This window comes from Pseudomonas sp. R3-18-08 (genome assembly GCF_003852065.1).
In the GTDB taxonomy this organism is placed as follows: Bacteria; Pseudomonadota; Gammaproteobacteria; order Pseudomonadales; family Pseudomonadaceae; genus Aquipseudomonas.
The window spans coordinates 2,778,209-2,789,972 of sequence record NZ_CP027729.1 but is presented as its reverse complement, the minus strand read 5'-3'; the positions used below and the strand labels follow the sequence as shown (position 1 = coordinate 2,789,972).

General features: G+C 60.8%; 12 protein-coding genes. 6 read left to right on the top strand and 6 right to left on the bottom strand.

The genetic code is table 11. The annotated features are described in order from the left end of the window. Genes C4J92_RS12730 through C4J92_RS12720 form a run of 3 tightly spaced genes read left to right on the top strand, consistent with a single transcriptional unit; the run spans position 1 to position 3,533 of the window. A complete protein-coding gene (locus C4J92_RS12730; protein WP_124362721.1) occupies positions 1-1,020 on the top strand; it encodes an ABC transporter permease in 1,020 nt (339 codons plus the stop codon). A 1-nt stretch (position 1,021) separates the two neighbouring features. Beyond that, the gene (locus tag C4J92_RS12725; RefSeq protein WP_124404084.1) at positions 1,022-2,623 is read left to right on the top strand and encodes an ABC transporter ATP-binding protein; all 1,602 of its coding nucleotides are present in this window, start codon (positions 1,022-1,024) and stop codon (positions 2,621-2,623) included. Positions 2,624-2,639: 16 nt separating this feature from the next. After that, positions 2,640-3,533: an AraC family transcriptional regulator gene (locus tag C4J92_RS12720; protein ID WP_124404083.1), complete on the top strand. Its 894-nt coding sequence runs from the start codon at positions 2,640-2,642 to the stop codon at positions 3,531-3,533. Here the strand turns inward: C4J92_RS12720 and C4J92_RS12715 are convergent. From C4J92_RS12715 to C4J92_RS12705, 3 genes are all read right to left on the bottom strand, one after another. Then, positions 3,475-4,062, bottom strand: coding sequence for a LysE family translocator (locus C4J92_RS12715; RefSeq protein WP_124366916.1), 588 nt, complete (start codon positions 4,060-4,062; stop codon positions 3,475-3,477). The genes C4J92_RS12720 and C4J92_RS12715 overlap by 59 nt on opposite strands. A 104-nt stretch (positions 4,063-4,166) precedes the next feature. Further along, positions 4,167-4,796, bottom strand: a complete 630-nt coding sequence (locus C4J92_RS12710; protein ID WP_124404082.1) for a ribonuclease T2 — start codon at positions 4,794-4,796, stop codon at positions 4,167-4,169. Positions 4,797-4,842: 46 nt separating this feature from the next. Further along, complete coding sequence (locus tag C4J92_RS12705) at positions 4,843-5,820, bottom strand: Gfo/Idh/MocA family protein (RefSeq protein WP_124404081.1); 978 nt, start codon at positions 5,818-5,820, stop codon at positions 4,843-4,845. A gap of 125 nt (positions 5,821-5,945) precedes the next feature. Between C4J92_RS12705 and C4J92_RS12700 the strand changes: the two genes are divergently transcribed. Beyond that, positions 5,946-6,308, top strand: coding sequence for an NUDIX hydrolase (locus C4J92_RS12700; RefSeq protein WP_124365144.1), 363 nt, complete (start codon positions 5,946-5,948; stop codon positions 6,306-6,308). A 349-nt stretch (positions 6,309-6,657) separates the two neighbouring features. Here the strand turns inward: C4J92_RS12700 and C4J92_RS12695 are convergent, their stop codons facing one another. Then, positions 6,658-6,987, bottom strand: coding sequence for a hypothetical protein (locus C4J92_RS12695; RefSeq protein ID WP_124404080.1), 330 nt, complete (start codon positions 6,985-6,987; stop codon positions 6,658-6,660). 82 nt (positions 6,988-7,069) lie between these two features. Continuing rightward, positions 7,070-7,507: a DUF3995 domain-containing protein gene (locus C4J92_RS12690; protein WP_124370598.1), complete on the bottom strand. Its 438-nt coding sequence runs from the start codon at positions 7,505-7,507 to the stop codon at positions 7,070-7,072. A 93-nt stretch (positions 7,508-7,600) separates the two neighbouring features. On the opposite strand from C4J92_RS12690, the gene C4J92_RS12685 reads away from it, so the two are divergent. Then, positions 7,601-7,990: a DUF2946 domain-containing protein gene (locus C4J92_RS12685; protein WP_124370597.1), complete on the top strand. Its 390-nt coding sequence runs from the start codon at positions 7,601-7,603 to the stop codon at positions 7,988-7,990. Between the two features lie 93 nt (positions 7,991-8,083). Continuing rightward, positions 8,084-10,210, top strand: a complete 2,127-nt coding sequence (locus C4J92_RS12680) for a TonB-dependent siderophore receptor (protein WP_124404079.1) — start codon at positions 8,084-8,086, stop codon at positions 10,208-10,210. 488 nt (positions 10,211-10,698) lie between these two features. Here C4J92_RS12680 and C4J92_RS12675 read toward each other — a convergent pair whose 3' ends face one another. Next, positions 10,699-11,715 (bottom strand): ABC transporter substrate-binding protein, encoded by a 1,017-nt coding sequence (locus C4J92_RS12675; RefSeq protein ID WP_124404078.1) that lies wholly within the window; start codon positions 11,713-11,715, stop codon positions 10,699-10,701. Between the last annotated feature and the right edge of the window lie 49 nt (positions 11,716-11,764).

Genomic DNA, 11,764 nt, shown 5'->3' with positions numbered 1-11,764 from the left:
ATGAACCTGTCCCCCCTCAATCGCCGCCGGTTCGAGCGGTTCAAGGCGAACAAGCGTGGCTGGTGGTCGCTGTGGCTGTTCCTGATCCTGTTCGGGCTGAGCCTGGGCGCCGAGTTGATCGCCAACGACAAACCGCTGGCCGTGCACTTCGACGGTGACTGGTACTTCCCGGCGCTCAAGCGCTACCCGGAGACCACCTTCGGCGGCGAGTTTCCCCTGGAAGCCAACTACAAGAGCCCGTATATCCAGGAATTGCTCAAGGCCAAGGACGCCTGGACCTTGTGGGCACCGATCCCGTTCAGCTACCAGAGCATCAACTACGACCTGAAAGTGCCGGCCCCGGCGCCGCCGTCCAGCGTCAACCTGCTGGGCACTGATGACCAGGGCCGCGATGTACTGGCGCGGGTCATCTACGGTTTTCGCGTGTCGGTGCTGTTTGCGCTGACGCTGACCGTGCTCAGCTCGATCATCGGCGTGATCGCCGGCGCCCTGCAGGGTTTCTATGGCGGTTGGGTGGACCTGGCCGGGCAACGTTTCCTGGAGATCTGGTCCGGGTTGCCGGTGCTTTACCTGCTGATCATCCTCGCCAGCTTCGTGCAGCCCAATTTCTGGTGGCTGCTGGGCATCATGCTGCTGTTCTCGTGGATGAGCCTGGTGGACGTGGTGCGCGCCGAGTTCCTGCGCGGGCGCAACCTGGAGTACGTGCGCGCGGCCCGTGCGCTGGGCATGCAGAACGGCGCGATCATGTTCCGCCATATCCTGCCCAATGCGATGGTCTCGACCATGACCTTCATGCCGTTCATTCTCACCGGCGCCATCGGCACCCTCACCGCCCTGGACTTCCTGGGCTTCGGCCTGCCGGCCGGCTCACCGTCACTGGGTGAACTGGTGGCCCAGGGCAAATCCAACCTGCAGGCGCCGTGGCTGGGCATGAGCGCGTTTGCCGTGCTGGCGATCATGTTGAGCCTGCTGGTGTTTATCGGCGAGTCCGCTCGCGATGCCTTCGACCCGAGGAAATGAGATGAATCAGGACAATCTGATCGAAATCCGCGACCTCAGTGTCGAGTTCGTCACCGGCGAGCATCACCATCGCGTGGTCAATAACGTCAGCTTCGATATCAAGCGCGGCGAAACCCTGGCCCTGGTCGGCGAAAGCGGCTCGGGCAAATCGGTGACCGCCCATTCGATCCTGCGCCTGCTGCCCTACCCGTTGGCGCGGCACCCGTCCGGCACCATCCACTACGCCGGGCAAGATCTGCTGACGCTCAAGGAAAAGACCCTGCGGCACATTCGCGGTAACCGCATCGCAATGATCTTCCAGGAGCCGATGACCTCGCTGAACCCGCTGCACTGCATCGAAAAACAGATCAACGAAGTGCTCGGCCTGCACAAGGGCCTCACCGGCAAGGTCGCCACCCAGCGCACCCTGGAACTGCTGGAGCTGGTGGGCATCCCCGAGCCGCACAAACGCCTCAAGGCACTGCCCCACGAACTCTCCGGCGGCCAGCGCCAACGGGTAATGATCGCCATGGCCCTGGCTAACGAGCCGGAGCTGCTGATCGCCGATGAGCCGACCACGGCCCTCGATGTGACAGTGCAATTGAAGATCCTGGAACTGCTCAAGGAACTGCAGGCGCGCCTGGGCATGGCGTTATTGCTGATCAGCCACGACCTGAACCTGGTACGCCGGATCGCGCACCGGGTGTGCGTGATGCAACAGGGCTGCATCGTCGAACAGGCCGATTGCGAGGCGCTGTTCCAGGCGCCGCAACACCCTTACACCCAGGAATTGCTGGCGGCGGAACCCAGCGGCGGGCCGGCCACCAACGACGCCGGGCCACCGCTGCTGGAAGTGGACGACCTGAAAGTCTGGTTCCCGATCAAGAAAGGCTTTTTGCGCAACACCGTCGATTACGTCAAGGCCGTGGACGGCATCAACTTCAGCCTGCCCCAGGGGCAAACACTGGGCATCGTCGGCGAAAGCGGCTCGGGCAAGTCCACCCTGGGCCTGGCGATCCTGCGCTTGATCGCAAGCCAGGGCGGCATTCGTTTCGAAGGCCAGCAACTCGACCGCCTCACCCAGCAACAGGTACGCCCGTTGCGCCGCGAAATGCAGGTGGTGTTTCAGGACCCCTTCGGCAGCCTGAGCCCGCGCATGTGCGTCAGCGAGATCGTCGGCGAGGGCTTGCGCATCCACAAAATGGGCACGCCCGCCGAGCAGGAGGCGGCGATTATTGCCGCCCTCAAGGAAGTCGGCCTGGACCCGGAGTCGCGGCATCGCTACCCCCACGAATTTTCCGGCGGCCAGCGTCAGCGCATCGCCATCGCCCGCGCCCTGGTGCTCAAACCGCGCCTGATCCTGCTGGATGAGCCGACGTCGGCGCTGGACCGTACGGTGCAACGCCAGGTGGTGGAACTGCTGCGCGGTTTGCAGGCCAAGTACAACCTGACCTACCTGTTCATCAGCCATGACTTGGCGGTGGTCAAGGCGCTGAGTCACCAGTTGATGGTGGTCAAGCAGGGCCAGGTGGTGGAGCAAGGGGATGCCGGGGCGATTTTCGCCAACCCACAACACCCCTATACTCGGCAATTACTGGAAGCGGCCTTTCTGGTGCCCGCTTAACGTCGGAGCCCTCGCCATGTCGTTGAACACTCGCGCCCACCCTTCGCACTCGCCGCGGTTCTGGCGCGACGAGCGCTTGCCGTTCATCGAGGCGCGCACCATCGCCGACGGACGCAAGGTGACGTATACGCGGCATGCCCATGAACATTTCTCCATCGGCGCAATCACCCACGGGCGCAGCTATTACCACCATGGCGCGCAGACCTACCAGATCAGCGCCGGCACCGTGGTGTTGATGAACCCCGGCGATGTGCATGCCTGCAATCCTATCGAAAACGAGCATTGGTCCTACCATATGCTCTACCTCGACACGCCCTGGTTGACCGACCTGCAGCATCAACTGGGCTTCAGTACCGACCAGGGTTACCGCCCGTTCAACACCCCCCATACGCGGGACCCGTCGCTGTACAACGGCTTGCTGGCGTTGTACCGCCTGTTGGTGGATGAGCGGGCTGAACTGCTGCACAAACAGAGCGCGCTGGTGAGCTACTTCAGCGAGGTGCAGCAGCGCCTGAACCCTTCGCTCGCACCGGTACGGGAGGTCAATCACAAGTTGGAGCGAGCTGCTGACTACATCCGTGAACACTGCACCGAGGCCCTGAAGCTCGAGGACATTTGCCAGGCGGCCGAGCTGTCGCCGTCTTATCTGATCCGCGCCTTCAAGCAGTATTACGGGCTGACGCCCCATGCGTTTCTGGTCAATCGCCGTATCCAGTTCGCCCGCACCCAACTGCGCAATGGCGAGCTGATCGCCGACGTGGCCCTGGCCGCAGGCTTTGCCGACCAGGCGCATTTCCAGCGTGCGTTCAAACAGCATTTCGCCGCCACGCCCGGGCAATACCGCGAAATACTCAAGCCATCAGCAAATAACCCACACTGGCCACCAGCAACGCGGCCATCGAGCGGTTGAATACTCTGACACCCTGGGGATTGTGCAGGTAGCGCCGCAGAAATGTTCCGGCATAGGCCCAGCACGCCACCGACAGGTAGCAGATCACCAGGTAGAGGCCGGCGAACAACCAGACTTGCCCGGCATCGCCATCCGCCGCAAACAGTCCCATCCCCGCCACACAGGCCAGCCAGGCCTTGGGGTTGAGCCACTGCATGATCGCGCCGTACACCATCGATGGCGCCGTGGCGGCGCCATCGGCCTGCAACTGGCCATTATCCACGGCGAGCTTCCAGGCCATGTACAGCAAAAAGGCCACCCCGCCCCACTGGATCAACTGGGTCAGGATCGGCCAGCGCAGCAGCACCTCGTGCAGGCCCAGGCCAATCAGTATCAACAGCAACGTGAAGCCGAGCGCAGCGCCGAACACGTGCTTCTGGCTGGCGGCAAACCCGAAGCGCGCGCCGCTGCTCAGGGCGACCACGTTGACCGGCCCTGGCGTAATCGAAGTGGCGAGGGCGAAGGCAGCCATGGAAATGATCAAGCTCATTGCGGTTCCTTTTCGTGATGCCAGACGGGATGGCATCACGGTATAGGCTGGAGCGAACTCGGTATTGAACAAAATGCCCCTCAAGCTGCGCGAGGCGTCCAGGCTCAGCGCTGCGCGGGGATCCGGATATCGCCGCTGCGGCACTGGCTTTTCACACTGCGCGGGCAACCGGCGAAGGCCAGGTCCTTGGTCAGGCATACCCGCACTTCAGACAGCACTTTGCCTTTGCAGATGACGGCCATCCCGTGATTGCCCATGCGTGGGTTGCTGTCGCGAAACAGCGCCTCAATCTCGCTGGCCGCTAATGACGGCGGCGTATTGAACGGCTGCAGTTGTGGCGGAATGACCACCGCCCCCAGTGCCGTATCGGTTTTCTCCAGGTATTCCAGCGGCACGAGCCCGCTGCAGGTGCCGTGCTTGGCCCATTCATGCTTGAGCAGCGCACGGGTGGGAAACAGCGTCGCGCCCTTGCGCATTTCCTCGTCGGTCAATCGCACATCAGGGGCACAGGATGCCGGCCACCCGCCTCGCGCGTATTGCGGCCACAAGCCATGCAGGACAAACCCGTAGCCTTTGCCCGAACACTGTTCATTGTCCGGGTGCGTCAGGCAAAACGTCGGCGACCATGACAGCGACAATACATAGAAATCAAATTCCCCCGGCAGCCCTTGGCTGCGCGGCGCTGCCGTTGCCCCGGTGACGATCAGCAGCCACCCCACCATCCAGTATTTCATCGCGATATCCGTTTAAACAAAGTGAATCACCACGCTATCGCGACGGCTAGGGATGTTGAGAGTAACGTTGTAGCACCTTGTCCAGGATTCGATCCGTCTTCAACGCCTCGATTGCCAGCGAAGGGTGCTTGGCTTCCCCACGGATATGGGCATTCATCGCAAGCACGTGGTGCCATTGGATATGCGCATGACAAGGAATTTCCAGCACCTCATCGCACGCGCCTTCAAGACGCAGCGGCTGGTCTTCGAATACCGAGAACGTGATGCGCCCATGACTGCCGATCAGCTCGACCCGGTCTTCGCGGCGGTCTGCCACGAAGTTCCAGCAGCCCATGCCTAACGCTCCGCTGGCGAAGGCCCAGCAGGCGGTCACTGCGTCCTCCGCCACGTAGCGCTCCGCTTGCCGCGCGCTGAAGCCCGAGACTTCGACGATATCTCCTGCCAGGTACTGGAACAGGTCGAACCCATGGCTGGCCAGGTCGGCAAAATAACCGCCGCCGGCAATCGCCGGATCCGTGCGCCAATTGGCGGGATTGGTGTCGGCCTCCGCTGCGGGCTTGCATAGAGTCCAGGTCAAGTGGCGTAGCTCGCCGATACGGCCTTCCTGCAACCAACTGCGCACTTGCTGGAAGCGTGGCAATGAGCGCCGATAGTAGGAGACGAACAGGTGCAGCCCGGCGCGCTCGAAGGTGCGTTGCATCAATGCGCTCTGCTCGGCGTTCAACGACATGGGCTTTTCGACGCAGCAATGCTTGCCTGCCGCCGCCACCATCAAGCTGTACTCGAGGTGGCTGTCGGGTGGCGTGGCGATGTACACCGCGTCCACCTCGGGGTCGTCGATCAGGGCCTGGGCGTCGGTATAGAAGCGGGCAATGCCATGGCGTGTCGCATAATCGCGCACGGCGTCCTCGCGCCGCCCCATCACGGCCACCAGGGCGGAACCTGGCGCTTTGTAGAAAGCGGGTCCACTCTTCAATTCAGTGACACTGCCACAGCCGATCATGCCCCAACGTACGGTGCTCATCTGCTCTCCTCGTTCGTTTATGTCAATCGGGCAGTATCCACATACACACCCTGGCGCGCCATAACCACTTAGCATGACAATTGCATTACACTTTTATGACAAAGATTTCGTTACAGGCACAGATGATGAAAATACGGGCCACGGTCATATGCGAACACGAGGGGCATATCCTCTTTGTGCGCAAGGCAAGATCGAAATGGGCGTTGCCGGGCGGTAAGGTCGAACGCGGTGAACGCCCAGTGGGCGCGGCAGAGCGCGAGCTGGAAGAAGAGACCGGGTTGAACGTGGACGGCTTGCTGTACCTGCAGGAGCTGAAGGCCCGCGACACCCTGCACCATGTGTTTGAGGCCTCAGTGGTGAACATCGACGAGGCGCGACCGTGCAACGAGATCGTCGACTGCCAGTGGTACGCCTACAACGCTCTCGATGAGTTAGACACCACTGACGCCACGCGGCACATCGTCAAATCTTTCCTGCGCCGCCTCTGACGCGACGGCTTTGCCGACGCTGTTGTGCCAAATTCCAGGCAAAAAAAATCCCAAGTAGCTGATGGAAACTTGGGATTTAAAAATGCATAAACCGTGGGAGGTGAACGCACGGCTATAGTAGCGATTGCAAAAACGCGTCACAAGATTATTTTCTTCCTTTCGTCGGATTGAAAGCATCGTAAGTCATTCAATAACCACATGTTTTTTAAGGAAAGAGGCAGATTAGTGCCACTTTTTGGTGCAAGTTAGGGGCAAGCTTTGAACTTAATCCACTTATAAAAAAGGGTTATTAGTTATTCCACTTTTATACTTCCAACACTGTTGTTCATTGCACCGTGCGTGTCCCGGACTATTTACGCGCCACTTTATAGAGCACGCAATCCTGGTAGAAACTCTGGCGAATCGCCTCGGGTTTGAGCCGTGAACGGCTGTCATAGGTCTGCTCGGTAATGCCCATGGCCATCATGCGCATCCACGATTTGTTGAATTTGATGGTCTGGATCTTTTGCCGCGCGGCGTACAGCGACACCCCCGAAAGCTTGAGTTCCTGGGCCCTGGCAGCCGTGCCTGCGCCCCAACTGCACATATACTTGTCGCCCTCGCGCAACTCCCGAGCCTGCGCGGCTGCCGCGCCGCCGGCCAGGGAACAGGCAATCAGCATGATTCCAACAGTGCGCATTAGCTTCCTCACCTAACCACCTGAAAATAAAAGTGATTCTGGCGAGAATTTTGTTATAGAGGGGCCATCAGATTGCCTTATCTCAGGCCCATGCCACTACCAACAGGCCAGCGCCCAACACCAGACACAGCGGCGAATAAAAGTAGGTATCCAGCCTGGCGAACCTTGAGCCCACCACCTTTTTGAAAAACCCCACTAGCTCCGAATCGCCGATCGCCCTGGCAAACATCACCACAGCAATCGCACTGATCCCCCATTGCAGCGCCCCATGGGACACCGGCGAAAAATATAGTCCGGCGCGCAGGCAGACCAGCAGCGCAATCGCCACCAGCCCCATGGCGACCAGAAAGGTGCCCAGCGCCGAGGGTTTGAACGCCGGCCTTGGCCCGCTGGCGAATTCGCCCGGTAATTGAGGAATGGCGGCCAGGCTGCCGAGTTTGCCGCCCGCGGCCCAGTACAGATGCACCATGCTGATGCAGGTGAAAATTGCGACGATCCAGCGCGCAACGACGAAGCTCATGGCGGGCGTCCCCAGAAATGGTGGGACTGAGCATAGACGCCCTGATATTTTTTGCAGGTATTTCGTCGGCAGCTGATGTTAAAGTGCCGCCCCATGAAACTTGCCCGAATCGACCGCTCGCTCATTGCCTGGATGCTGTATGGCTGCGTCCTATTCAATGTGTTCGCCTGCAGCATCGGGCACGGGCAAATGGTCGGGATGCAGCTCAACGGCATCAGCGGTCAGTTCTGTACGGTCGACCCGCGCACGCAGGCGCCCGTGCAATCAAACTCTACCGATGAGAGCCTGCCAACACTGTCCAAGGCGTTCGGTTGCCCCCTGTGCTCCACCGGCGGCATGGGCCCCGCGCTCAGCAGTCACCTGAATGTAGCGGTGTTGCCACAGCCGCACGCCCCGCCTGCGGCCGTGGTACTTGCCGCTGACATCCCCACCCGTCTCACCTGGCCCACAGCCCACCCGCGCGCGCCGCCCGCCTTCGCCTGATCCCTGCGCTGTCCCTGCGCACAGCCCCCTGTTTCCATCCGGAAATACGCGCGGTCGTGCGTCATTTTCACGCCAAGTTTTCAGGATTCAACCATGAAACACTTACCCTTGCTGGCGGGCCTGTGCGGCTGCCTGCCTGTTTGCGCCCCAGCCCTTGAGCTGGCCCCGACCACCATCGAAGGCGAGCAAACCGTCGATCCCGGCCTGGCCCTGGATCAACCCAGCGGCATGGCGTCGCGGCTGGGATTGAGCGTGCGCCACACCCCGGCGTCGGTGGCCATCGCCACGCGCAACGACATCGAACGCCATGGCGCCAAGACCTTTCGCGATGCGGCCAATACCCTGCCCGGCGTCAACGCCAGCGCGCCACCGGGTTTTGGCGGGTTCGTCTCATACCGTGGGTTCACCAGCAGCCAGATCACCCAGATGTTCAACGGTATCAACGTCGCCACCGGCCTCGCGCGACCGGTGGATGCGTGGATCTACGACCGTGTCGAACTGGTCGGCGGTCCCTCCTCCCTGATCAATGGCGCAGGCTCCGTAGGCGGTTCGCTGAACTACGTGACCAGGCTGGCCAGCCGTGAGGAGCACGCCGTCGAAGGCCAGTTGACCTATGGCAGCCATGACACCGCCGGCCTGGCGCTGGGCCTCAACCATGCGCTTACCGAGCCCGGGGCCGCCGTGCAGCATTACGCGCGCCTGGATGTCAGCCGCAACACGCAGCACAGCTATATCGACCTCGATCAACGCGAAGCCTGGAGCGTGGCGTTTTCCCTGCTCAGCGACCTGACCCCGGACCTGTCCCATACCCTGGCGCTGGAATATCAGGACGAGCACGAAGACAGCCCCTACTGGGGCACTCCCGTGCTCAACCCCAAGGCCGGCGAGTTGAAGATCGACAGGCACAACCGCTTCAACAACTACAACGTCGCGGACGGTCGCTATGAACAGCGCACACGCTGGGCACGTTCAATCATTGACTACCGGATCAACGACAGCACCACCCTGAAAAACACCCTCTACCACCTCGACAGCCAGCGCGATTACCGCAACCTGGAAACCTACCAGTACAACGCCGACAACAGCGCGGTGAACCGCTCCACCGCCTATCAGGTGCGGCATCAGGGTGAGCAGAACGGCAACCAGTTCGAGCTGCGCCATGAGGACACCGTCTTCGGCCTGGCCACCACCTGGTCCGCAGGCTTCGAATACAAGGTCAACAGCACCACCAATAGCCCGTTGAACGTGCCGGGCAACAGCACAGTCGAGCCGAACGGCTATCAGCCCGGCCATTTCTACGACATACCGGGCACCCGACCCGGTTTCGTCAAAGACAAGACCAATGCAGTGACTACAAAAGCGCTGTTCGTGGAAAACCGCCTGGGCTTGACCGACACATTGTCGCTGCTCACCGGCCTGCGCTACGACGCCATCGACCTGGACGTGACCAACCACAGAACGGTGACAGCCGCCAACCCAAGGCACCTCCAGCGCAGTTGGGAACCGGTGACCGGGCGCGTGGGTTTGACCTACCAGTTCGTGCCATCCGCCAACGTCTACGTGCAATACAGCACCGCCGCCGAACAGCCGAGCACCACGACTCAGGTGTTCGACGTATCGACCGGCAAGCAATGGGAAATAGGCAGCAAGTTCGACTACCTCGAGGGTCGTGGCGCCGCCACGCTTGCCGTCTACAGGATAGAGCGCAAGGACTTTGCGGTGACCGACCCACTGGACCCCACCCGCAGCATTCCTGTGGGTGCGCAGTCATCCAGGGGCATCGAACTGGCCAGTTCGCTGCGCATCACCCCCCAATTGCTGGCTGAAGGCAACGTCGCCTGGGTGGACGCGCAATACGACGACTTCAACGAGAAAACTGCCAGCGGCTCCGTGGTGTCGCGTCAAGGCAATACACCGACCAACGTGCCCAAGCGCGTGGGCAATCTATGGCTGACCTATGACTTTTCAGAAAATTGGCAAGGCGGCGTAGACGCGCGCCATGTCGCCCAGGTGTATGCCGACAATGCCAACACCCAGACGGTGCCGGCCTACACGCTGTTTGGCAGTTTTCTGCGCTATAAAGTGGACACACACACCTCGATAACCGGCCGGGTGCGCAATCTGACCAATGAGGTGTATGCTGAATTCGCCCACGTTTCACCGGCGTATTACCTCGGCTCACCGCGAACGTTCGAGGTTGCTGTACAAACCCGATTCTAAAGCTGGAATACAAGCAATGTGGGAGGGGGCTTGCCCTCGATGGCGGCCTGACAGCCGACCAAGATGTTGGATCAGAGCGAGTACATATCCCTTGCTGCGGTAACGGCTGCTATGGGTTCCGCCCTTACGGCGTCTCACTTTTGAAAAGCGCAAAAGTAAGCAAAACGCTCTTGCCCCACCACTCGGCACCTCGCCCAGGCTCGGTGTGCCCGTAATCCGACATTGATTTGGGGGGCCGCCGCCACGCGCCATCCATGGCGCGGGGCGGCTAAACCGGCATCCCTGCCGGTTTACCCCCCAAATCAATATCGAATTCCGGCCAGCGTGGTTTAACGGGGCGCCTAGATCAAGAGCAAGAGCAAGATCAAGAGCGACTCGCTTCGCATCGTGGTTACCGTAGGTTGCTACACAGTTGTGTAGATACCTATGGCCATCGGGGGCAAGCCCCCTCCCACATTTTGATCTCCATCAGGTAGCAATACTGTCGATCAGTTGAGGGCCGACTCAACCTTGAGTGCCACATCCTCCGTCAACCACGCCTTCCACACCTCGGGATGAGCCTTGAGAAACGCCTGGGCCACGTCCCGAGGTGGCGTATGGTTCTCACTCATTTTCGCCAACGCCTGATTAAGCGGCTCAATAGGAAACTCAACCTTCTCGAAAAACTGCGCAATCTGCGGATGCTCCTTCTGGAACGGCGTAGACACGCCGATGCTCAATTTCGAGGCCAGCGAGCGCGTCGGCTTGGGATCAGGATTGTCCGCATCCGTCAGCGTCTTCCAGGCCTCGGCGTCGAACGGCGGCTCTTGCAGCTGAATCAATTTATAACGGCCCATCAGCGGCGTGGGCGACCAGTAGTAGAACAGCACCGGCTTGCCCCGGCGGATCGACGACGCAATCTCGGCATCCAGTGCCGCCCCCGAGCCGCTGCGGAAGTTCACGTAGCTGTCGTCCAGGCCGTACGCCTTGAGCTTTTGCTTGTTGACCACTTCCGAGGTCCAGCCGATGGGGCTGTTAAGAAAGCGCCCTTTACCGGGAGACTCAGGGTCTTGGAACACATCCTTGTAGCGCGCCAGGTCATTTACGCTTTTCAGGTCAGGGGCCAGGGGCTTGATGTTTTTGCTCGGGTCTCCCTTGACCACGTATTCCGGCACCCACCAGCCTTCGGTGGCGCCCTTGACCGTATCGCCCAGGCCCACTACCTTGCCTTCAGCCTCGGCCTTGACCCAGACGGGGCTGCGGCCCGCCCACTCTTCACCGATCACCTGGATGTCGTTCTTGGCCAGGGCGGTTTCCAGGGTGATGGTGGTACCGGGCAAGGTGTCGGTGGGCAAGTCGTAGCCCTTCTCGACAATGAACCGCAGCACCTCGGTGATCAGGCTGCCGCTTTCCCAGTTCAGGTCGGCAAAGTGCACCGGCGCCTGGGCGGCCGATACCGGCATTGACGCCAGTGACAGGCCCAGGGCCGTCAACGATGCAGCCAACAGTGTTCGCAATCCTTTCATCCCCTCGCACCTCGCGATATCGCAGCCATCAGCGGACGGCTTTGCTGCT